Genomic DNA, 24,169 nt, shown 5'->3' with positions numbered 1-24,169 from the left:
AGCTTACAAAAAGTTAACGTAATGATAGTTATGTAAATCTATATATCCTCTGTATCAAAAAAAGAGCAAGCCTGGACATTTGCTTAACCAGGCTTGCTCTTCTCTAATCATCTTTAAATCATCAATATCTCGCGGATCTCTTGCTCAGACATACTGGATATGGATTGTTGTCCAGGCTGAATGATCTCGTCGATCAGATCCTTCTTCTTCTGTTGCAATTCATACATTTTCTCCTCAACGGTTCCTTCAGTCAAGAGACGAATAATTTGTACCACCTTGGTCTGCCCGATCCGATGTGCCCGGTCTGCAGCTTGCTGCTCAACAGCTGGATTCCACCATAGGTCGTACAGAATGACAGTATCCGCCCCCGTTAGGTTAAGTCCAGTACCACCAGCTTTCAGAGAGATCAAGAAGATGTCTTTCTCTCCTTCATTAAATCTGTCGCATAGATCAATCCGTTCGGAGGAAGGAGTTTGCCCATCCAGATAGAAATAAGGAATACCGCTATATCCAAGTTCACGTCCGATTAGACCGAGCATCTGCGTAAATTGAGAGAAGATCAGCATTCGCTTCCCGGAGCTAAGGCATTCGTCAATAATCTCGAAGAGCTGATCGAACTTGGCCGACCTGCCCTCATACTCCTCAATAAATAAGGAAGGATGACAGCATAATTGACGCAGCCGGGTGAGCCCGGCCAAAATGCGGATCTTATTCTGCTGGAAGCTGTCTTCGTTAAGATGCTTCAGCGTCTCTTGCTGAAGCTGAGCGAGATAAGCTGCATACAACTTCTTCTGATCAGGCAACAGCTCTGAAGCTTGCACCGATTCAATCTTCTCTGGAAGTTCGCTTAGAACGTCCGTCTTCAAGCGGCGCAGCAGGAATGGCTTGATCCGATTGGCGATGTTCTCCCGCGACAGATCATTAAAGGTCTGTCGATCCCGGAACAGGGCAGGGAAGACTGCGTCAAAGATCGACCAGAGCTCCTCCAGCGAATTTTCGATGGGCGTTCCGGTTAGTGCAAATTTATGCTTGGCTTGCAGCGCCTTGACGGCATGAGCCGTTTGTGTCGTATGATTCTTGAAGTTCTGCGCTTCATCCAGAATCAAGGTATGATAAGCCTGTTCGGTATACTGTTCAATATCTCTGCGCAACAGTGGATAAGAGGTAATAATAATATCGAATCCATCTTGCTCCTGCAGCTGACGAACCCGCTCGCTCTTACTGCCATCAATGATCATACTTCGTATCTCCGGAGCAAATTTTCGCAGTTCATTCCGCCAGTTGTAGACGAGAGAAGCAGGTGCCACAATAATCGCCGGCAGCTTATGCTCGCGGATTTCCGGCAGCACAGAGACGAGGAAGGCGATGCTCTGCAGCGTCTTGCCCAGCCCCATATCATCGGCGAGAATACCGCCGAAACGATACGTAGCGAGCGTCTTCAGCCACTGATACCCAAAGACCTGGTAATCACGCAGTATAGGAGCAAGGCTTGGCGGCAGCGCAAACTCCAGATTGTCGGGATTCTTCAGGTTCGACAGAAGACGGCGCAGCGACTTTTCCGGTTTTAATAGCTCCGTATATCGCTGCTCATCCAGGAGATGGAAGGAGCTGGCCAACGGCACTCGGAATCCATCATTATTTTCGTTGAACTGAAACTTGCCCGAATCCTGGACGAACTGAATCATATGCTTGAATTTCTCGTCAGACAACGGCATAAGGGAACCACTTGGCAGCTTGTAGTATTTACGCTTGACCTGGATCGCCTCGATTAGCTCGCGGATTTCATGATCGGAAATGCCATTCAATTCGAATTTGAATTCAAGCCAATCTGTACGCTCGTCCCAAATCGCGGAGATTCTCGGCGGAATAATTGGAGGCTCAATCCTTACCTTAACGGCCGTTGTGGCAAAGATATCAACGAACTGCTCCAACCTCGGCACAATATAGTAGAGAAAATCAAACTCCGCATTTTCATCATCCAGGAAGAAGCCACTCTCCGTTCGCACAAACGAACTCTCATCCATCAGCTCAAGGATTCGCCGCTCCTGGTCTTCGTCACGAATGAGGATGAGATCGGTTCCGCGCTGTAAATCCTGATCCTCAATCGGGTTAATGACTACATCTCCGTATTGGAATTCCAACCCCGCCAGCAGGCGGTTCTTCAAACGGTCCAGATACAATCTGGCTTGCAAAGGCTTCCGTACAATCCGATCTGTGATGGAATCATCGATCTTCACTTCACCTAGCTTCATCAGCCCCGGCAGGGCTTTCTCGATGAACAGAGACATCTGCTCCGCACTCACGCCGACCCTGGCTTTGCGATAGACACGCAACAACTTCTTAAGTTCATGGAGCTGTAGGCATTGCTGCGGATCAAGTGTAATCAGCTCGTTATAGATTAGCGCCATATTATAAGAGTCAAGAATCGTAATCTCATCCAGACCTTCGACCTCAAAAGAATAGGAATCATCTTCATCAGAATGCCTGATCCCATATTGGATAGGCAAAGCTCTGTCTGATTCGAAGAATCCTTTGTACAATATGCCACCCGCCTCCAGCTTGACGGAAGGGCAGGAGCGAAGCAGCGCCAGCAGTTCATTCCAGGCGTAGGGTGGTATGACCAGGCCGCGCTCCTCGGGATATCCGGAACGAAGATGATAATGATCAGCCACCTCATGTAATAAATGCTCGTTCCGTTGAATGTCTATCAGCTTCTGTATAATCGCGGACACCTCAGCGGGGAAGCTGTGGAGATGCGGATCATAGGTGAAATTGGGCGTAAATGTATACTTACCGCCAAGATCGATTTGCTCCAGGAGTTGCTTAATATTTTTTACAATATATAGACGCTTCGTCCCGAGCTTCATCTCAATCGAGAATATTTGCTTCTCATATCCGTACGAGTCCAACCTCAGTATAAATTCAGCCTCCAGACGCTCTCTGGCATCGAAATACGATCCAGTCCGTGTCAGGCGGGTCTTGCTCTTGCCGAACAGCCCCATAATATCGCGCATCAGCCGGGTATCCTGGGCCGTGCTGCGATGTGGTGCTTGTCGTATATCCCGTTTCAAAGGAGCAGCAAGATTAGCACCCATCTGTTTCGATCCCAGATCATGGCGACCAGACGATTGTTCGGTATGGTTCTGTATTTTATAGGCGCCGATCATCACAGCTGCGATATGCGGGCAGTAATTGCCGCTCGCGGCAAAAGCCGGGCAAGTACAATCAGCGGTTAATGCACCGTCCGGATAGATCGCCAAATTCACTTCATATTCATCCGTTCCCGATACAATGGCCTCATAAATTTGCTGGTCCGTGTTCTGGAGCGTGTAGGTAACCTTGCCAGCCTCATAATAAGTCTGTCCTGCCTCATAGGCTGCTTTACCACAGAACATATGAATCGCAGTCTGAGTTAATAAATGTCGCATCCTTTACATCATCCTCTTACACTATCTATCACATTAATGATAAACAAGTTCCCTTATAAAATAAAGCAAGGCCGGCACCACGGTTCGGGTGTCAGCCTTTTGGCGATCTAAATTCAACAATCGGTTTAATGACTTGCATGATTAATTTGATCTTCTCCGGTGGACAATCTTCCAGCATTTCTATAATTTCATTACGCAAATAGTCATTGGATAGCTTATTAGAACCGCTCAGAATATACTCTGGCGATTCCTCAAGCACTACGCATAATTGAGATAGCCTGTCCAGATTAATCGGGGTCTTACCACGCTCAATCTTGCTTATGTATGCGTTGGAGACGTCCAGCTTCTCAGCCAGCATTTCTTGTGTAATTCCTTGTTCTTCCCGGGCTTGCTTAATGCGTCTGCCGATCAGGGAATAATCGAAGCTCATGTTCATCACCTACATGAATTGTAGCAACCTTAGTTGATCTATAACATGCATATAAAGTTTAATTGAACTTATAAGTTAACAATAGTAATATATAGGTAATTAAACTGTATATATTTATATTCTCCCAAATTATTGTATTTATGTTGGCTAATCGAAGGAGATCATCCCATGGTGACTGAACACGGAGTCTCGCCAGGACAGGAACGGGCTGTGCCGCATAAAGAGCTATTCGAGAAGGCGGAGTCGTTGTTCGCCTGCGGCATATGGCAACCTGCAACCGAATTATATGAGAAAATAATAAGCATGAGTGACGATAGAGTAGTGACGGATGAGGTCATCATGAGCTATTTCCGGATATTTTACATGACTAGCGAGACTCAGCCCGGCAATACGGGGGAAATGCTGCGATTCATTCCTTTTCGTCATCGTCTGCGCGATGAGTATGTCTTGGAAGGGCTCTATTTGCTTGCACGAAACTATGCTGTCCTAGATCGCTGGGATGAAGTTCGGCAATATATCACTGAAATGCTAAAGCGAGCTGAGTCATTGTTCAAGAAGCAGAACGGGAACTGGTTCCGGCGCAAGCTGCCTTTTACAAGCTCCTTAGCGAGCTACTATGGACAAGGCCTGCTGATGATGTCCGAAGCGTACGAATCTGAAGAGGAATACGCCGAAGCAAGGGAATGTCTCGAACGCTGCCTCGCTTTGCCACATATTCATGATGCTCTGCCAGAAGACAAACTGGAGGCGGAGCGCTTCTCATTGTTGGCTAAGGGGAGACTATTGGGGCTAGAGCTTAAGATCGGTCAATTAGACCGGCTCCCCCAGCTTGTCGAGTTGATGAATGAATATCCGCTGCTGAGAGTAGACGGGTTAACGGCCTCGTTAATTGCGGCTAATAAATACGAATTCTCCTTCGATCCCAGCTTAAAGGACATGCTATATCGATTTGTGGATTCTTCCCCGGCATTTATGCTAAGCGGTGAGAATCAGATTAGAGATCGCGATCGGTATAGTAGAATGTATTATCAATGTGCTGTATATTGGCTGAACGGAGGCGAGTGTACACAGGGTGCGATGCAATTGCTTCGCAGTATTAGGCTAAGCTTATATCTCAAGAATCAGCACCAGCTACTGGCCTGCCTCACGCTGTATGAGAAGCATCTCCATCATATTCCGGATGCCATCAGCGCAGATATTATGAAGCAATGTGAGGAGCGGTCCAAGGAGGTTAAGGTTCGCTTTCCCTGGAAGCAAATGCTCTTATAGATCATTCACAACTTTTTTATTATAGGAATTACAAAATAGATGTTGACCTTCACGTTACGTAAAGGTATAGAGTGAACTTGTCAGGAGGGAAACAGATGGAATACACCATTCAGAAGCTGGGTCAGCTAGCTGGAATCAGTACGAGGACATTACGCTATTACGATGAGATTGACATTCTTAAGCCGGCAAGAATCAACTCATCGGGATATCGGATTTATGGGGCAGCCGAGGTTAACCAGTTGCAGCAAATATTATTTTTTCGCGAGCTCGGATTACCGTTGGATCATATCAAACAGGTAATTACGGACCCGTCCTTTGACCGGATTGCAGCGCTGAAGCAGCATCGCAGACAGCTCCTTGACCGCAAGCGGCAGCTAGACCTGCTGATTGCCAATGTTGATCATACGATATCCGAAGCGGAAGGGAGAATAACGATGACGGATCAAGAGAAATTTACCGGATTCAAAGAACAGTTAATCGCTGAGAATGAGCGGCAATACGGGGACGAGATACGAGAGAAGTACGGTGCTGATACGATCGATAGAGCCAACGGGAAGCTCCGAAATATGACAGCTGAACAATATGAACGAGTGACGGCACTTGCCGATGAAGTGATCGCGGCTTTGCTTGAGGCGTACAAGACAGGTGATCCGGCGGGGGAGAAGGCTCAGCACGCTGCCGAACTGCACAAAGAATGGCTAACCTTTTACTGGGACACCTACAATAAAGAGGCCCATGCCGGCATAGCGCAAATGTATGTCGATGACGAGCGATTCCGTGACTATTATGACAAGCATCAGAATGGGCTGGCCCAATTCCTGCGCGACTCCATTCATGTGTATATTAACGGAACTTTGTAGTAGGAATATTGTCCGCTTTAAGACAAGTAGGTTATGATGGGGAGAGTGAACATAACCCTTGATCGAGGTGGAATAGATTGAAGAAAGTTGCGGTAATTGGTGGAGGAATTACGGGATTATCCACGGCTTATTATTTGCACAAAATCATTCAGGAACGGAAGCTTGCTGCGGACATTGTACTGATTGAAGCGGATGAACGATTGGGCGGGAAGATCCATACGGTGAAGCGGGATGGCTTCATTATGGAAGTTGGGGCCGACTCGCTTGTCGCCCGCAAACGAAATGTAGATCCGCTGATCGATGAGCTGGGACTACGGGAAGAAGTCGTCTATAACGCTACGGGTAAATCCTATCTGCATACGGACGGTAAGCTGAAGTTAATACCCGAGGAAGCGGTATTCGGCATCCCGCTCAGTCTCCAGGCTCTGGCTGAGAGCGAGCTGGTCTCAGCGGAAGGCAAGGTGGAGGCGCTCAAAGACTTCTACACGACGAATGAGACGTTCACGAAGAACGATTCGATCGGCCTGTTTCTGGAAGCTTTTCTTGGCAAAGAGTTAGTCGAGAAGCAGATCGCTCCGGTATTATCAGGTGTGTACTCCGGTAAGCTGAATGAATTAACGATTGCTTCCACGCTGCCTTATCTATTGGATTACAAAAATCAATACGGCAGTATTATGAAGGGACTCGCTGAAAATCGCCAGACCTTCAAATCGCAAGGGGAGAAGAAGTTTCTTTCCTTTGCAGGTGGTACTTCAGTGATCATTGAGCGGATGGAGCAGGCGCTGTCAGATATCGAGTGGATGAAAGGCTGCAAAGTAAGCCATGTAATACGAGACGGTGAGCAGTACACGCTGAATTTGGAGGATGGCCGCAGCTTGGTGGCGGACAGTGTTGTTCTGAGTGTGCCGCATCAAGCGGCTCAGTCGATGCTTGCCAACGAGAGTCTGAACGAAGACTTCGCAGAATTGATCGGCAGTTCCCTCATCAGTGTATATATGGGCTTTGACGTAAGCGATGAATTGCTTCCGGAGAATGGAACGGGCTTCATCGTTGCCGACAGCAGCGGCTTGAAATGCCAGGCGTCTACATGGACCAGTCGCAAATGGACCCACACATCGACAAATCATCAATTGCTCGTTCGCTTATTCTATAAAAGCTCTGGCCCGCACTATGAGCGTCTACAAGGCTTATCTGAGGAGGAGATGCTGCAGGAAGCGATGTCCGATCTGCAGCAGAGCATCGGTCAGCTGCCACAGCCGACAACCTATGCAATTACGCGGTGGACGGATTCTATGCCCAACTATCATTTGCGCCATCATGAGGTCGTTCAATCGCTGGAGCGCAAAGTTGCGCAGCAGTACCCCGACCTGTTCCTGGCGGGATGCTCTTATTACGGCGTAGGTATCCCGGATTGCATCGCCAACGGTGAAGCAACCGCAGCTCGGGTGGCTGAACTGTTATAGTATTGACTATCCCACCAGGGCATGATAAAGTTTCAAAAAAGCAATGACCAAGACAAGTGTTCCAAAGTTCGCGGTGCAGAGAGAGAATCCCACAGGCTGAGAGGATTCTTCCGACGAAGGAGTACTTCCCGACTTGCGAGCTGTAACGGGATAACCGTTACCGGGGTTCGGCCGTTATCCGAGAAAGAGGACAATGATAAGTAAGCGGACTTTTTGAACTACTGCTTAGCGTCATTGTCGAAATAGGGTGGTAACACGACACATTCGTCCCTAACGAATGTGTCTTTTTGTTTTTTTTATAACAAGGAGGTTGTTACAATGCGACAGAGCACTTTACTATTGAACACGTTACGAGAATCGCCTGCGGAAGCGGAGGTGGCGAGTCATGAATTGCTGCTGAGAGGCGGATTTATCCGGCAACTGGCGGCTGGAATCTATACATATCTGCCGCTAGGTCGTCGAGTATTACGCAAGATTGAGCAGATTATTCGCGAGGAGATGGAACTGACCGGAGCCCAGGAAATACTCATGCCAGCACTCCAGCCTGCTGATCTCTGGAAGGAGTCAGGACGGCATAATGTGTATGGTCCTGAGTTGATGCGTCTATCTGATCGCAATGAACGGGAGTTCGTTCTGGGACCTACGCATGAGGAAGTTATTACGGCTTTGGTGCGGGATGAGATTAATTCATATCGGAAGCTGCCGGTGACACTTTACCAGATTCAAACGAAATTCAGAGATGAACGTCGTCCGAGATTTGGATTGCTGCGCGGACGGGAATTTGTGATGAAGGATGCTTATTCCTTTGATACAGATTGGGAAGGATTAGATCGGTCATATCGGAAAATGTATGGGGCTTATGAGCGTATTTTTGAGCGTATGGGACTGAATTACAGAGCCGTGGAGGCAGATGCTGGAGCGATTGGCGGCGAAGGGGAGACCCATGAATTTATGGCCTTGGCCGATATAGGCGAGGATACGATTGTATCCTGTACTTGCTGTGATTATGCAGCAAATATAGAGGCCGCCGTTGGTAGGGATGGAGCTGAATCCGTTGTGCCTTCGTCCGAAGTGCTGCCGCGCGAGAAAATCCAAACTCCAGGACTCCGCACCATCGACGAACTCGTTGCCGGCTTGCAAGTAGAAGCGCAGCAAATCATCAAGACGCTTATTTATAAGGCGGATCAACAAATGGTCGCTGTATTAGTCAGAGGCGATCACCAGGTCAATGAACTTAAAGTGATGAAATATTTGAACACCGAGAATCTCGAGATTGTCGATTCGGGTGCCTTACAAGAACTTGGGCTGGCGCCTGCCGGTTCTATCGGTCCTTGCGGTCTCCATATCCCTGTGCTTGTAGATCAAGAGGTTGCCAGTATGAGTGAAGGTATAACAGGGGGCAATGAAGCCGATGTTCACGAAATTCATGTGCGTCCTGGACGGGATTTCAAGCTAGATCAAGTTGGCGACTTCCGAAACGTTGTAGAGGGAGATCATTGCCTGAATTGCCAGCAGGGGCGGTTGAAGTTTTCACGCGGGATAGAGATGGGACATATTTTTAAGCTCGGCACTAAATACAGTGAGAAGCTACAGGCTCATTATTTGAACAGTTCCGGCAAAAAGGAACCCATGATCATGGGCTGCTACGGCATTGGAATATCGCGACTTCTCTCTGCTATCGCTGAACAATGTCATGATGATCGAGGAATGATCTGGCCCATGTCGGTGGCTCCATTTCAAGTCCATCTGATTCTGATATCCAGCAAGAATGAACAGCAGACTCAAGCTGCAGACAGACTATATGCGGAGCTGGCTCAACAAGGGATTGAGGTATTGTATGATGACAGGAATGAGAGTGCAGGCGTTAAATTCAAGGATTCAGAGCTAATTGGCATTCCGCTGCGGATTACATTAGGCAAGAACGCTGAGCAGGGGGAAGTCGAGTTAACCGTTCGTAAGAATGGGCACCGTGAGTTTGTCTCCATTGATGAGGTTGTTAATCTGGTTAAGGAAAAGGTTAAGGGTTAGATCGTGATTACCAAGGGAATTATCTAACCGCGTACTGCTCCTGCAAGGACATAAATTAAGCGGTGAATAACTTTGTGAGTTCTTATTGTGCTAACGGGCACGTTAGTTGAATGTTAACAGCGGCAGTCTAAGACTTTATTAATCAAGTCTTGGTCCGCCGCTGCTTCATTTTATGGATCAGTCTAAACTTATTCTTCAAAAGATGACGATTCTTTAATCCATAAACCGCGTTAAATCAACGCCCTCAGTCTAATGTAGTGTAATGTTTCTAAGCTACACATTAGACTCAGAGGTTAACTGGTACACACGTATATTAGCATGTGCTCATAAGTGGTCAAAGTGAATTAATTGAGCTATCGCTTTCCTTTATAATTCAGACACTCAGTTTAGCTTTCTAATTTGATCCATAATATCTTGTACAATTGCAGCGTCATTCAAGTTGGGCAAATTTCCTTTTACCTGGCCGTATAGAGCTGCAGATAAATCGTTGTATAGCATCCATTGGGAGTGGACGTAACCTCTTATATTTGATGGAAAAGATGATGAATCAATTGACCTTTCTAAGTCAACTAATGAGTAATCTTTGTTTCTGTGAGTTGCTATCCTTAATTCCCTACCTTCTAAAATAAGAGTTCCCTTAGAACCGAAGATCTCAATTCTAGGCTTTCTAGCTATCGATGCCGTAATAAACTGCAAATTAAAAGTCCCTCCATGCTTAAACTCCCCACTTATAAAAAATGAATCATCCCCATCCGTGGGTTTATACCCTAACTCGTGTTTCCTCATATTTACATGATTTTTAGTGAATCCATGGATATTTTCAGAAAAAGGACCGACCCAATGATATAGAGCATCAATCATATGCGAACCTACTGCTCCAAGCATGCCACCGCCCTTATCCAGCTCCCATTGCCAGCTAAACGGTTCATCCTTTATATTTGGCCATAGTGGCCATGCTTCTGACCAATCTACATGAAATAGTTCTCCAATTTCATTGTTTTCAAGCAATTTTTTGATCGCTTGACGCTCTGGTAAGTAGCGCCACTCAAAATTCATTGCTACAATTCTGTTTTGTTTCGACGCCACGTTTTGCATCTCAGATACTTGGTGGTAGTTCAACGCAGGAGGTTTCTCACACAATACGTTCACTCCGGAATTAATTGCGTACAATGTAATTTCCATATGAAGAGTCGGATTGGTAGCGATTATTACTAAATCCAAGTTTGCTTCATTTATCATTCGTTTCCAATCATCAAAAGCATACATAATATTTAACTTATCTGAAATTATTTGTGCTCTTCCTGTACGAATACTACTTAAGGCAACTAATTCATAACAAGGATGTGCCAAAAGTATTGGTGCATGAACATCTGCTCCAAAGCCTGTCCCTATAATCCCTGCACGGTGTACCATTGAATCTCCCCTTAATGCGTTTTTTAAACACATCTATATTTTTCAACTATATACTGGATTTTTCCTGCCAGTAAATTTAATAAGGAAACGTTTACTCAACCTAATGGACTACGTCCTCACAAAGGTTCCATTCAATAAATAAAGAACATACGCGATTGACCAGATATGCGCGAACGGGGCTCAAATCGACTTTGGCAAAAGCGATGTGGGAGTCAGGCAAACAGAACACACTGTCGCGAAAGATTCATTATCATAGGAAATACTAATCGTTATCATCCTGTAATTAGAATTGATCCTATGAAAGGAAGCGACTAAGATTTAATTATCAAAGATAATCAATTTATCTTCTACTATACTTTGATATTCATGCTGTTTGGAACAACGTTAGTTGTTGCAGCTGCTTCGATGTTAAATAACTTTTTGGATCGTGCACGAGACTTAAAAATGGAACGGACTCGTGTTCGTCCGTTACCGAGCGGGCGGTTGAAGCCTCGGAACGTATTGATCGTTGGGATTGTAGCAGGGTTCGTTGGACTGACCGCCTTGTATATCCTTGTCAATCCACTAAGCGCAGTTTTGGGTTTCATTGGCCTATTTGTTTACGTAGTGATCTACACGGCTTGGCTAAAACCAACATCAACCTGGAGTACTTCAATCGGAGGTATTTCTGGATCTATGCCGCCAATGATCGGCTACTGCAGTTTTTCAAATAAGTTGGAACTCGGCGCATGGCTTTTATTTTTGTTTCTTTTTTTATGGCAACCACCACACTTTTGGTCACTTGGGATTTTAAAAAAAGAAGATTATCAGGCGGCAGGTTATCCATTACTTCCCGTTATAAAAGGTATATATCGCACAAAAATACAGATGCTACCTTATGTTGTAAGCTTGTTTTTCGTTAATTATTTGTTATTTGATCATCATTACGTTGGTGTAGGATATCTGATCGTTTCTGGTGCACTGTTAATGATATGGTTGATCGCATGCTTACATGGGTTGATTACAAAAAATGAAGCGAGATGGGCTTCAAACAACTTTCGACTTTCTCTTTATTTCCTGACGTTTTCTTTGTTGATGATGATTGAGATTGCTCTACTTTAAAAAGATACTTGCTTCACATGAGAACGTCGTAATCGAAGGGAAGTTTACAGAGTGGTCTTCGCATTGATTGGATTTATCATCATAGAATTGGCATAAGTGTTGCTTTATACAGACATAGTATGTAGATAAACTTGATCTCTATCGTGTTAAACTCAATCTGTAGTTGCAGGAGAGCATTTATTTACGATCCTGGGACGTTACTCTATTTGCTAATAAAAGTGAACAACCTAGAATAATGAAAAACAGTTCTCACCATAATTTTGTGGCGAGAACTGTTTTATTTAAGAACGAATTCTATATGAAAGCGACAGATGTTTACGCCCAGTTCCCTTTGCGGAATACCGGCTCAATCGTGCCGTCAGGAAGCTCGCCATCAATGTCCAGCTCTGCGCAGCCAACCATGAAGTCAACATGAGTCAAGCTTACGTTAGCCCCCCGTTCCAGCAACTGTTCCTTGCTCAGCGTGGTTCCTCCCTCAATATTGACCGGGTAGGCGCTGCCAAGCGCGAAGTGGCAGGACGCATTCTCATCGACTCCGGTGTTATAGAAAACCCGGTTCATCCGCGAGATCGGGGAATCATGCGGAACGAGCGCGACCTCGCCAAGATGCGTGGCGCCTTCGTCGGTCTCCAGCAGTTTGGCCAGATGCTCACGTCCGGATTTGGCATCGAAGCGGGTCACCTTTCCGTTCTCAAATGTAAGCTCGATTCCTTCGATCAGCTGTCCGTTCAAGTTGAGCGGAAGCGTACTGCGAACCTTACCATTTACACCCGCACGATGTGGCATGGTATAGATCTCCTCCGTCGGCATATTAGCGACAAAATAAGTACCGGACGCATTTACGTCCCCACCGCCAAGCCACTTATAGCCTTCCGGCAGCTTTACGCGCAGATCGGTGCCGGGTGCTCGGTAATGCAGGCTGCGGTAGCGTTTGTTGTTCATGAACTCCTGACGCTCTTTGAGCTGCTTGATATGCTCTTGCCAAGCCAGCACGGGATCACCGTCACCGACTCGATTAATGGCAAAGACCGCTTCCCACATCGCATCGATCCGTTGATCTTCCGGAAGATCGGCGAATACTTTGTTGGCCCAGGCCCGTGTTGGCGCTTTGATCAGCGACCAACTGATGATATTGTTACGTGTATATTGGCTGAATTTCTCACGGGCAATGGCTGCTGCTTTAACCGCAGTAGATACCCGTAAACTATCAACTCCATGAAGCAGCTCAGGATCAGGCACTTTGATATGCAGCAGAGCACCACCCGCTTCCGCAAACTGCTCCATTTTGTCGGCTTCCCACTTCGGATAGAAGCTGAAGGAGCCATCTGGGGCTTTCTCATATCTAATCTGCGAGATCATCTCGTCGATCCATTCCACCTGGACAAGCTTAGCTCCGGCCTCATAGGCTTTGCCGACGATTAGACGCGTCAAATCTACCGTTTCTATCGGGGCTTGTACGATCAATAGCTGGCCCGGCTGAATATTAACGCCTACTCTTACTACCAGTTCAGCGTATTTTTCTAGTAATTGATTAAAGTTATCCACTGCTCATTCCTCCTTAAACTTGCTTGTCTTCAGTACAATTGTACACCTCGCCCTCTAAAAGGGCCCAATCTCCATTATAACGCAATCTTACGAGATGAGGTTATATAAGAGGGTTCGGCTCACTTTATCAGTATTATTGATAAATACCATAAGATCATTCTAATTGACCTCGTATTCATGCTATGTTAATTTCAGTTTATATAATTCAGATATAAATACTTGGAATTTAAAAAGTGCACGTTGGACGGGGTGAAGTTATTGGTCTTACAAGTTACGAATAGTCCTTTTAACGAAGAACAGGTTGACCTACTAAATCGCTTATTACCGGGTCTGAACGATTCACAGCGGGTGTGGCTGAGCGGTTATCTCACCGCGCTGCTGGGAACTGCCGCTGGTGCAGTGGCTCCAATAGCGTCTACGGCCACTGGTCAGACAGTGACTGTGAGTACGGCGGATTCTATGATTCCTACGGCAAGCGAGTTTTCTTCAGCAGTGAAACTGGGTGCTCCAGCATCCAAAGAAGTAACGGTGTTATACGGCACTCAGACTGGCAATGCGAAAGGACTTGCGCAGCAACTGTCGCGCAGACTGGAGGGAGAAGGCTTCCAGGTGACGACGGTCTCGATGGGAGATTTGAAGCCGAACCAGTTGAAGAAAATCGAGAGACTACTGCTTCTAGTCAGTACTCATGGGGAAGGCGAGCCGCCGGATGCAGCGATCTCATTCTACGAGTTCCTGCACAGCAAACGCGCTCCGAAGCTGGAGGGGTTGGAGTTTTCTGTGTTGGCGCTTGGCGATACGTCCTATGAATTCTTCTGTCAGACAGGCAAGGATTTTGATCAACGTCTAGAGGAGCTTGGCGGCAAGCGAATCATCGACCGTGCGGATTGCGATGTCGACTTTGATGAAGCAGCGACGGAGTGGATGAATCAAGTTCTGGCTGCGCTAAATGTAGGGCATGCGGTTGCATCGGGTACTGTTCAAGCCAACACGTCTCAGGTTGCGGGAGGTCAAGCCGACGAATATTCCTCCGCATACTCACGTACGAACCCTTTTAAGGCTGAAATCCTTGAAAATCTAAACCTCAACGGACGCGGATCAGAACGCGAGACACGGCATATTGAGTTATCGTTGGAAGGCTCAGGTTTGCAGTATCAACCAGGCGATTGCTTGGCTATTTACCCGGAGAATCATCCACAGCTTGTTCAGGATATTTTGGGAGCGATGGGCTGGTCAGGTGAGGAACTAGTGACAATTAACAAGAACGGCGAGCAGAAGTCGCTTCGCGATGCTCTGTTGACCCATTATGAAATTACGGTGTTAACGAAGCCGTTGTTAACCCAAGTCGCGGCCTTAACAGGGCACGCTCAACTGCAAGAGCTAGTACAGGCAGGGCATGAGGCGGAGCTGAAATCGTATCTGAGCGGGCGCGACTTGCTGGATTTGATACAAGATTTCTCACTTAAGGGACATACGGCACAGGAAATTGCATCTATTTTACGAAAAATACCTCCCCGCCAGTATTCGATCTCCAGCAGTCCAACAGCATATCCGGAAGAGGTTCATATTACCGTACGTACAGTAAACTATGAGTGCTATGGCAGGGAAAGATACGGCGTCTGCTCCACACAGCTGGCACAGCGCGCAGAGGTGGGCGAATACCTACCGGTATATATTCAACAGAATGATCAGTTCCGTCTTCCGGATAATCCGGATACGCCGATTATTATGATTGGTCCAGGCACGGGCGTAGCTCCGTTCAGAGCGTTCCTTGGAGAACGGGAGGAGACAGGGGCAACCGGCAAATCATGGCTTTTCTATGGGGACCAGCATTTCGTAACCGATTTCCTCTATCAAATTGAATGGCAGCGCTGGCTGAAGGACGGAGTCCTTACCAGGATGGATGTAGCCTTCTCTCGGGATACGGCCGAGAAGGTGTATGTACAGCATCGTATGCTGGAGCACAGCCGTGAGCTGTTCGCTTGGCTGGAAGAAGGCGCAGTCGTATACGTTTGTGGGGACGAGAAAAGAATGGCCCATGACGTTCAGGTAACTCTGCTTCAAATCATTGAACGTGAGGGTGCCTTGAATTCTGAGCAAGCTGCACAATATTTGGCCAGATTGCAGCAGGAGAAGCGCTACTTAAGAGATGTGTATTAAGAGATATGTATTAAGAGAGGTTTATTGACTACCTCTAAGGCTTGTGAGAGGAGAATGGCGGATGTCTGATAATAACTTACTATCGCCGAACAGTGCGCCGCATAGTGATGTGGAGGATATTAAGCGCAGCAGTAATTATCTGCGCGGCAATCTGCAGGAGACGCTGGAGGATCGCATTACTGCGTCCATCCCGGAGGACGATAACCGATTAATGAAGTTTCACGGCAGCTATATGCAGGATGACCGTGATCTGCGCAATGAGCGTACTAAGCAGAAGCTGGAACCAGCTTATCAATTTATGCTCCGTGTCCGCGCTGCGGGCGGAGTCGTTACACCGGATCAATGGCTGATGATGGATTCTTTGTCGGAGCGCCACGGAAATGGCACGATCCGCTTAACGACGCGGCAATCCTTCCAATTACATGGACTCTTGAAATGGAATTTGAAGCAGACGATTAAGGAAGTCAATGATTCCTTATTGACGACAATTGCGGCTTGCGGAGACGTGAACCGGAACGTCATGTGCAACCCAAATCCTTACCAATCGGAGATTCATGAGCAGGTCTATGCCTGGGCCAGCCAATTGAGTAAGCATCTTGAGCCAAGAACGTTAGCCTATCATGAGATCTGGCTGGATGGGGAGAAGGTGGAGAGTACTCCGAGCAAGGAGCAAGAACAGGAGCCCATTTATGGCGCGGTATACTTGCCGCGGAAATTCAAGATCGGGGTCGCTGTTCCACCTTCGAATGATGTAGATGTCTATTCACAGGATCTTGGCTTCATCGCGATCGTAGAGGATGGCAAGCTGCAGGGATTTAATGTAACGGTCGGCGGAGGAATGGGGATGACCCACGGCGATACCAATACTTATCCGCAGGTAGGGCAGTTGATTGGTTTCTGTCGTCCGGAGCAAGTTGTTGATCTCGCAGAGAAGACAGTAACGATACAACGTGATTATGGTGATCGTGCAGTGCGCAAGCATGCCCGCTTCAAATACACGATCGATGACCGCGGCATCGATTGGTTCATCGAAGAACTGACCAAGCGGCTCGGCTGGAGCTTGGAGGACGTTCGTCCGTACCATTTTGAGCATAATGGTGATCGTTATGGCTGGGTGAAGGGCAGCGACGGCAAATGGCATTATACGTTGTTCATTGAGAATGGCCGCATAAAGGATGAGGATGGTTACTTGCTTAAGACCGGCCTCAAGGAAATTGCCAAGATTCATCAGGGTGATTTCCGCTTGACAGCGAACCAGAACTTAGTGATTGGCGGTGTGACGAGTTATAAGAAGAAGAAGATCAATGAGCTCATCCAGAACTACGGATTGTCCGACGGCGCGAACTATACGGCTCTGAGAAGAAATTCAATGGCTTGCGTCGCTTTTCCGACCTGCGGCCTGGCAATGGCTGAATCGGAGCGTTACTTTCCGACCTTGCTTGATAAGATCGAGCCGATGCTGCAGGAATCCGGGCTAGCGTATGAAGATATCGTCATCCGTATGACTGGCTGTCCGAACGGCTGTGCCAGACCAGCGCTGGCCGAAATCGCCTTCATCGGCAAGGCGCCTGGCAAATACAACATGTATTTGGGCGGCGGCTTCGCCGGTGACCGCTTAAGCAAGCTGTACAAAGAAAACATCGGTGAAGCGGAAATTCTTGATTCACTCTCACCGATCATTAAGCATTATGCGGCCGACAGGCGGACAGGGGAGCATTTCGGCGACTTTGTCATCCGCAGCGGCTACGTCAAGGAAGTCCGCTCTGGACTTGATTTTCACGCATAGCGTATAACGCAGCAGCGCTGGCTTAATAGCCGGCGCTGTTGTTGTTTTGCTAACTACACAGCAGCAGGAAAGCCCTCGCCGCTAATTGTTTTATTCCCCCTAACGATATTGAACTGAACACGTACCTTGTACTATGACATTAGAACCAAAAACATGCATATTTGCAAAAGATCTTAATTTTACAAACATGACTCCTTAAGATCACGCATTGTGAGATGATCCCGCTTACAACATAATGAAGCTAGAAATTAAATATTTGCTAAGGGGGATTTACGGGATGAAGTTCAAGCCACTGATGATTGCGCTGCTTGCCAGTGCACTGACATTGGGTCTGGCTGCTTGCGGCAGCGGCAGTAATGGAAGCGCTAGCAGCAACGGCGGGAAGAACGAAGGCAGTACGAACAGTCAGTCGAACTCCGGTACCAAAGAGGATACGAGCAAGAAAGAGGTTAAGATCACTTTCCAGAACATTTATCCGGACCCGACCGATCCAAAGTACAAAATGATTCGTACGGTCGTTGCCAACTATGAAGCCGAGCATCCAAATGTCAAAATCGAGCTGGATTCGCTGAATACCGACCAGCAGAAGGTGAAGCTAAAGACTCAAGCGGCTTCCAAGGAAGTGCCGGACATTACAATCGTTAACCCGGCTGCACAAATGAAGCCATTTGTTGATGCAGGCTTGTTTGCACCGCTCAACGAGATGGTAGAGAAGAATGGACTGAAGGGAACATTCCAGGAAGGCATCCTGGATTATTACACCTTTGACAATAATCTCTATGCACTTCCAGACGGCAACAATATCGCACTTATCTATTACAACAAGAAGATGTTCGAAGAAGGCGGAGTCAAGGTTCCTACCACTTTCGAGGAAATGGTCGATGTGGTGAAGCAGCTTAAGGCGAAGGGCATTCAGCCGATGGCGATCGGGGAGAAGGATTCCTGGACCGGTTCCTTCCTGTTCATGAACATCCTGCTCCGCACGAATGGCGGCCCTGGCTTCCTCCAGGATGTGATTGATGGCAAGAAGACTTTTGAAGATCCAGCGTTCACCGAAGCGGTTAGTGCCTTTGAAGATCTGGTGCAGGCCGGAGCTTTCCAAGAAGGAGCAACCTCATTCGACTATAACGCAGGCGAGAACTTGTTCAAGACGGGCAAAGCCGCGATGTACTTCATGGGTAGCTGGGCTACGGGTGGTATTGAAGAATCGACTGCTAACGAAAATCAGAATGTCGGCGTGTTCAAGTTCCCGACCGTTAACGGCAAGGGCGATCCTAATGAGTTCATGCTCGCTCCAGGCAGCGCATTCGCCGTCTCTAAGGACAGCAAGCATTTGGAAGAGACCCTCGACTTCCTGAACTATTTCCTGGTCAACTATCCGAAGGAAATGTTCAATCTGAAAGGCGCGATCGGTCTGGCGCAGACTGTGGACGGAGATTTCAAAGCCGCAGGATATTCCGATATGGCGATGGAAGTTCTGAACCTGTTCAAGGATGTTAAAGGTGGCGACCTCGCCTTCGATAATACGATGAACCCAGGTACAGCGCAGGCTCATCTAAGCAGCATTCAGAATCTGTTCGTATCGAAGACAGATGCGGCAGTAGTTGCGAAAGAGCATCAGACTGCTTACGACGAGAATAAAGAATAACAGACACTGAGGAAGGAGACCGGAAGGAAGCTGGAGTTCCCATGCTCTCTTCGGTCTCCTTCCTCTACATTAACGTCTAGATAGGAGGGAACATCATGAATGTGCTTAAGGTATCCGGATGGAAGATCGCGGCGTTCGTGCTGCCTTGTCTATTAATATACAGCTTGCTAGTATTCGTGCCGATTCTCGTATCCTTCTACAGCGGCTTGCTGGATTGGAACGGGATCGGCGCGGCTAAGTTTATCGGGTTCAAAAATTTCGAGAAAATGCTGACGAACGACCCTATATTCTGGCCTGCCGTAGGAAGAACAATGCTGCTGGCTGGGGTATCCATGTGCGTGCAGCTGCCCATCGCTTTATTCATAGCCATATTAATCAGCCGCTATGTGAAGAAGCCTAACTTTCTCGTCTCCAGCTATTTTCTGCCCGTCATTCTATCCGTTGTCGTGATTGGACAACTGTGGAAGACCATTTACAATCCGGCCTCGATGGGCGGGATGCTTAATCAGATTCTGGAGTCGTTAGGGCTTAATAGTTGGACGCACTCCTGGTTGACCGAGCCGAAGATTGCGATCTATTCCGTGATTGTCGTCGCTTTATGGCAGTACCTTGGCTATCATATTCTGATTCAATTTACCGGGATACAGAATATTCCGTCCGATATTTACGAAGCTGCCAAGATCGATGGCGCCAGCGGGATGAAGGCAGACCGTTACATTACGCTGCCGCTGATCGTGCCGATCTTCAAAATCTCGGTGGTACTATCGTTTATCGGTTCGCTGCAATCCTTTGACTTGATTATGGTTATGACCGGCGGAGGACCCGCTCATGCGACAGAGGTCGTCGCCAGCCTGATGTACAATATGTCGTTCTTATCCATGAAGTATGGATACGGAAGTGCGATCGCTTCCTTCCTGGTCATTCTATGTCTGGCAGCAACGATAATAATCAACGGTTTGTTCAGTAAGCTGGACAAACGGTATTCATAGAAGAGAGGGGGGAGATAAGATGAGTCACATGGCACCTGTTCTGCGGAAACCAACTGTGCGGAATTATAGACGCAGACGCTTCTCAGTCACGACTTCAATCGTCTATCTGATCTTCGCGATCCTGATCGTTACTCAGCTCTATCCTTTGCTGTGGCTGCTGATCTATTCCTTGAAGACGAACGAGGAGATTCTCTCTGGCAGCTTCTTCGCCTTGCCAGCCAGCCTGCAATGGCAGAATTACAGCGATGCGCTCGGAGGCGGGCAGTATTTCCGTTATTTGCTGAATAGTCTATTCGTTACTTCTGTAACGATGATCTGTGTTATTGTGCTTGCTTCGCTGACTGGATTCGCCATCGCCAGATTCCGTTGGAGATTTGCGAATGCGGTATTGATGGTGTTCCTCGTTGGGATGATGATCCCTATGCAGGGAACTTTGCTTCCGCTGATGATTATTTTCAAGCATCTAGGCATTCTGAATACGCATCTGTCGCTAATCTTGCCTTATATGGCTTTCCAGACGCCGATTGCCGTCTTTATTATTAGCGGGTTTATGAGGTCGATCCCTCACGAGATCGAAGAATCAGCTATTGTAGATGGATCGGGCATCTTCCGGATTTATTGGAATATCGCACTCCCGATATCTGTTCCGCCGATCATGACCGTCTGCATACTTACTTTCATTAACATTTGGAACGAATATATCCTGGCAGCCACCTTCGTTACGGCTGAACGGTTAAAAACACTACCTTTTGGCGTATACAGCTTCGTCAGCCAGTATTCCGTCAATTATGGGGGAATTGGGGCCTTCCTCGTGCTCGGAGCATTGCCAGTCATCCTGATCTACTTCCTGCTCGCAGAGAAGATTACGAAAGGGATGGTCGCCGGAGCAGTCAAAGGATAAAATAGGTTTACTATGAGAAGCTTCCGTTCAATCCATACCCGTCTATTTCTACTATTATTAGTCGGCATGTTGGCCCTAGTATTAATTACGACTTATCTCTATTATCAGCGGGCCACCGAGCAGATCCGAACCAAGGTTAGCGACATTGCAGAGAAGAACATGTCCCAGACCGCAGGGTTATTTGACCTGCTTCTAAGAAGCTATGACAGTGTCACTAAATCTCTGAACAGCAATACTGAGTTAATTCGCCTGCTGCAGGATCGAGGAAATAAAGATAATCCGGTGGTCCAAGTCAATAATGATCAACGGATTACCGATACATTAGGGGCGATCTTCTATTCGCGTGATGATATCGTAGGTATCCATATAGTTACCTATTCCGGGCGGGTCTACAGCTATGAACGATCTATGGGCGGAATGGTTCGGGAATATGCGGAGACGGCCTGGTTCCGAGTACTCCGTCAGTCTTCCGGGGAGATGAAATGGCTGGGGGTGTATCCGCATTCGCTGATGAGCGGAGGGTTCGATAAGCCCGTCTTCGCCTTTGGCCGTCAGCTGTTCGAGCTTACCGAACTTAAGCCGATCGGCATCGTGTTGATCGAGACGGATGCTTCCGCGATTATCTCAGCGTTGTCCAATGCCAGTCTGGGCGCAGACAGCATTGTGGCGATCCGCGATGAGCATGGAATGGAGATCATCAGCACAGCCCAGGGCGGAGAGAAGACAGGCATTCCGCAGGATTGGCCCTCTACAGTTCGTATCGACGGCATACGAATTCAGGAAATGAATGGTTCACTACTTACGGCAGCACCGATTCAGAAGCCGGAATGGACATTGATCAGTCAGACACCGATGTCGGATATGCAGCTTGAATTGAAGAAGACAAGACAGTATCTAATGTCTGTCGTGATTGGCGTCATTATCGCCGCTACATTCCTGGCCGGCTTCATCTCGCGAACCTTCTCCCTGCCATTCAAGCGACTGATCCGCCAAATGAAGCAGGTAGAGATGGGAAATTTCCGCGGGGAAGTGAAAGCCGGCTCCTATGAGGAGATTAATGTGCTTGTCGCATCCATCAACCGGATGGTCGGACGAATCGACGAACTGATCGAGCGAATTAAGCTGGCATCGATCAGCGAGAAGAATGCCCAGCTTCAGGCGCTTCAGACCCAGGTGAACCCACATTTCCTGTTCAATACGCTTGATATGATCTATTGGATGCTGGATGAACGGGAGAATGACCGTCTGGGCCGGGTTATCCTGGCCTTGTCCCGCATGTTTCGCTATAACAGCGAATGGGAGGAAGGAGCCAGTTCCACGCTGGGCAGTGAGCTGGAGCAAATGCGCAATTACTTAACGATTATCGAGACTCGTCTCGGTGAGAGATTGCATGTAAATATATCTGTTCCAATGCAGCATCTGGATTCAAAAATTCCGAAAATGACGCTTCAGCCGATCATCGAGAACGCTGTAAAATACGGCCTTGAACCGATGGCCCAATCGGGCACGCTGCATGTCTATAGTGAGGAATGCGACGACCGCCTGCTATTGATCGTTGAGGATGATGGTGTAGGCATGGACACGGCAACACTGGAGCGCCTCTCGGATATATTGCTTCCAGGCCGCAGCAGAACCGAGGATGAGCTGGAACCGCAGATGAAGGTGGAGCAGGTAGAGGGATTGGCAGTAAGCCGCCGCGGTATAGGGCTTTTTAATGTTGATCAAAGATTAAGGCTGATGTTCGGCGAGCCCTATGGTCTCATTCTACATAGCGAATCGGGGCAAGGAACCAAAGTTATTGTTGTAATGCCGAGATCCGATACGAGAGGAGCAGAGGTATGAACATTTTGGTAGTTGATGATGAGAGCATCATCCGCGAAGGGATACAGCGCACACTATCTCATCATTTTCCTGAATATACGGTTCATTTGGCTGCAAAAGCGGATGAAGCGGCTTGGCTGCTCAGAAACGAGTCTATCGACCTGGTCTTAACGGATGTACGAATGCCTGGCATGACAGGGCTCGAACTGATGGAACTGTCTCGCGGCAGACACCCTCAGGTCAAATGGGTTGTCATCTCGGCTTATTCCGAATTTGCCTATGCCCGTGAAGCGGTGCGCCTTGGTGCCCGGGATTACTTACTTAAGCCGATCGGCAAGGAAGCACTAATCGATATGGTAGAGCAGCTTAGCGCAGAAATTGAGCAGAGCACGCTGCGCTCCAAGGAGACGCACTTGTTGCGGCAGAATGTGCGCTTGCTTCGGGAAGGCGTACTAACCCGGCTGATTACCGGATTGGACCTTGGCGGTATCGATTTGAACACGCTGCTGGAGGAGCCTCCTTATTTCTATCTGGTTATGGTACAAATCGAACAGAAGAGGTCCGGACATCTGGAGCATTTCATCGTGGAAAATGTGTTGACGGAGTTGATCGATAATATTGGCCATGGTGTTGTGGCCAGCGCCTCGCTCTGTCATCTCGTAAGTTTGGTGACGCCGAATCTACCAGACCAGCTGCCTGTGCTGCTTGATGAACTGAAGACACAACTGAAACGCTGTTTGAAGGTTCCATTCCAGATCATTGCATCGGAGGAATTGGACAATTTCTCACTCATTCCGAGACAGGTTGAGCTTCTGAAGAGAGCGGCAACGGATCAATTCAACGAGCCCGATTATGATAATCATAACAATGAGGCCATTGAACTGGCGCTAAAATATATCCGCGCTCACTATCAGGAGGAACTTACTCTTGAGAAAGTATCTTCTGTCGTCTTTCTAAATCCGGTCTATTTTAGCCAGTTGTTTAAACAGAAGACGGGACATGGTTTCAAGGACTATATTATCCATCTGCGAATGGAGGAAGCACGGTACTTACTGGGCCAACCGGGCTTGAAAATTTCTGATGTCGCGGAGAAAGTCGGCTATCAGGATATGAGGCATTTCTCCCAAGTGTTCCGTCGTAAATACAATATGACCCCAAGTGATTATCGCCAGCAGTCAGGCGATTCCGAGAAGGAGGAGGGACATCGCCTAACCTGGAGCTAGTGGGCGTAGGCCCTCATAGACACAAATAACGAACGAGTACCGCAAAAAACCGGGATATCCCCTTATTTTAAAATCTGGGATACCCCGGTTTGACTTTTCATGAG

General features: G+C 47.6%; 16 protein-coding genes. 12 read left to right on the top strand and 4 right to left on the bottom strand.

The window, feature by feature from the left end; genetic code table 11:
* Nucleotides 1-113: 113 nt before the first annotated feature.
* On the bottom strand, nucleotides 114-3,428 hold the full coding sequence (locus ABD014_RS12265) for a DEAD/DEAH box helicase (protein WP_343861373.1): 3,315 nt from the start codon (nucleotides 3,426-3,428) through the stop codon (nucleotides 114-116).
* A 91-nt stretch (nucleotides 3,429-3,519) separates the two neighbouring features.
* A complete protein-coding gene (locus ABD014_RS12260; protein ID WP_343861371.1) occupies nucleotides 3,520-3,858 on the bottom strand; it encodes a helix-turn-helix domain-containing protein in 339 nt (112 codons plus the stop codon).
* A 168-nt stretch (nucleotides 3,859-4,026) separates the two neighbouring features.
* Here ABD014_RS12260 and ABD014_RS12255 point away from each other — a divergent pair, with 168 nt between their 5' ends.
* From ABD014_RS12255 to ABD014_RS12240, 4 genes are all read left to right on the top strand, one after another.
* Entirely contained in the window at nucleotides 4,027-5,127 is a 1,101-nt protein-coding gene (locus ABD014_RS12255; protein ID WP_343861369.1) for a hypothetical protein, read from the top strand.
* 95 nt (nucleotides 5,128-5,222) lie between these two features.
* Nucleotides 5,223-5,987, top strand: a complete 765-nt coding sequence (locus ABD014_RS12250; protein ID WP_343861367.1) for a MerR family transcriptional regulator — start codon at nucleotides 5,223-5,225, stop codon at nucleotides 5,985-5,987.
* A gap of 77 nt (nucleotides 5,988-6,064) precedes the next feature.
* Nucleotides 6,065-7,450, top strand: coding sequence for a protoporphyrinogen oxidase (gene hemG / locus ABD014_RS12245; RefSeq protein ID WP_343861364.1), 1,386 nt, complete (start codon nucleotides 6,065-6,067; stop codon nucleotides 7,448-7,450).
* A 318-nt stretch (nucleotides 7,451-7,768) separates the two neighbouring features.
* Nucleotides 7,769-9,478 (top strand): proline--tRNA ligase, encoded by a 1,710-nt coding sequence (locus ABD014_RS12240; RefSeq protein ID WP_343861362.1) that lies wholly within the window; start codon nucleotides 7,769-7,771, stop codon nucleotides 9,476-9,478.
* A gap of 381 nt (nucleotides 9,479-9,859) precedes the next feature.
* Here the strand turns inward: ABD014_RS12240 and ABD014_RS12235 are convergent, their stop codons facing one another.
* Nucleotides 9,860-10,891: a Gfo/Idh/MocA family protein gene (locus ABD014_RS12235; protein WP_343861360.1), complete on the bottom strand. Its 1,032-nt coding sequence runs from the start codon at nucleotides 10,889-10,891 to the stop codon at nucleotides 9,860-9,862.
* Between the two features lie 321 nt (nucleotides 10,892-11,212).
* On the opposite strand from ABD014_RS12235, the gene cyoE reads away from it, so the two are divergent.
* Nucleotides 11,213-11,992 carry a heme o synthase gene (gene cyoE, locus ABD014_RS12230; RefSeq protein WP_343862093.1) on the top strand — a complete coding sequence of 260 codons (780 nt, stop codon included), beginning with the start codon at nucleotides 11,213-11,215 and terminating at the stop codon, nucleotides 11,990-11,992.
* 315 nt (nucleotides 11,993-12,307) lie between these two features.
* Here the strand turns inward: cyoE and ABD014_RS12225 are convergent, their stop codons facing one another.
* Entirely contained in the window at nucleotides 12,308-13,537 is a 1,230-nt protein-coding gene (locus tag ABD014_RS12225) for an aminopeptidase (protein ID WP_343861358.1), read from the bottom strand.
* Nucleotides 13,538-13,795: 258 nt separating this feature from the next.
* Between ABD014_RS12225 and ABD014_RS12220 the strand changes: the two genes are divergently transcribed.
* From ABD014_RS12220 to ABD014_RS12190, 7 genes are all read left to right on the top strand, one after another.
* Nucleotides 13,796-15,697 carry an assimilatory sulfite reductase (NADPH) flavoprotein subunit gene (locus ABD014_RS12220; protein ID WP_343861355.1) on the top strand — a complete coding sequence of 634 codons (1,902 nt, stop codon included), beginning with the start codon at nucleotides 13,796-13,798 and terminating at the stop codon, nucleotides 15,695-15,697.
* Nucleotides 15,698-15,758: 61 nt separating this feature from the next.
* Complete coding sequence (cysI, locus tag ABD014_RS12215; RefSeq protein WP_343861353.1) at nucleotides 15,759-17,483, top strand: assimilatory sulfite reductase (NADPH) hemoprotein subunit; 1,725 nt, start codon at nucleotides 15,759-15,761, stop codon at nucleotides 17,481-17,483.
* 277 nt (nucleotides 17,484-17,760) lie between these two features.
* Nucleotides 17,761-19,131 (top strand): extracellular solute-binding protein, encoded by a 1,371-nt coding sequence (locus ABD014_RS12210; RefSeq protein WP_343861350.1) that lies wholly within the window; start codon nucleotides 17,761-17,763, stop codon nucleotides 19,129-19,131.
* A 95-nt stretch (nucleotides 19,132-19,226) separates the two neighbouring features.
* Nucleotides 19,227-20,120 (top strand): carbohydrate ABC transporter permease, encoded by an 894-nt coding sequence (locus ABD014_RS12205; RefSeq protein ID WP_343861348.1) that lies wholly within the window; start codon nucleotides 19,227-19,229, stop codon nucleotides 20,118-20,120.
* Between the two features lie 28 nt (nucleotides 20,121-20,148).
* The gene (locus ABD014_RS12200; RefSeq protein WP_343862091.1) at nucleotides 20,149-21,021 is read left to right on the top strand and encodes a carbohydrate ABC transporter permease; all 873 of its coding nucleotides are present in this window, start codon (nucleotides 20,149-20,151) and stop codon (nucleotides 21,019-21,021) included.
* Nucleotides 21,022-21,033: 12 nt separating this feature from the next.
* On the top strand, nucleotides 21,034-22,863 hold the full coding sequence (locus ABD014_RS12195; RefSeq protein ID WP_343861346.1) for a sensor histidine kinase: 1,830 nt from the start codon (nucleotides 21,034-21,036) through the stop codon (nucleotides 22,861-22,863).
* The gene (locus tag ABD014_RS12190) at nucleotides 22,860-24,065 is read left to right on the top strand and encodes a response regulator (protein ID WP_343861344.1); all 1,206 of its coding nucleotides are present in this window, start codon (nucleotides 22,860-22,862) and stop codon (nucleotides 24,063-24,065) included. Before ABD014_RS12195 ends, ABD014_RS12190 begins: the two co-directional genes overlap by 4 nt.
* Nucleotides 24,066-24,169: the final 104 nt, after the last annotated feature.

Origin of the sequence: Paenibacillus motobuensis, assembly GCF_039521865.1 — a bacterium.
Classification (GTDB): Bacteria; Bacillota; Bacilli; order Paenibacillales; family Paenibacillaceae; genus Fontibacillus; species Fontibacillus motobuensis.
Note: the sequence above shows the minus strand (reverse complement) of the source record. Positions and strands in the feature narration are given on the sequence as shown.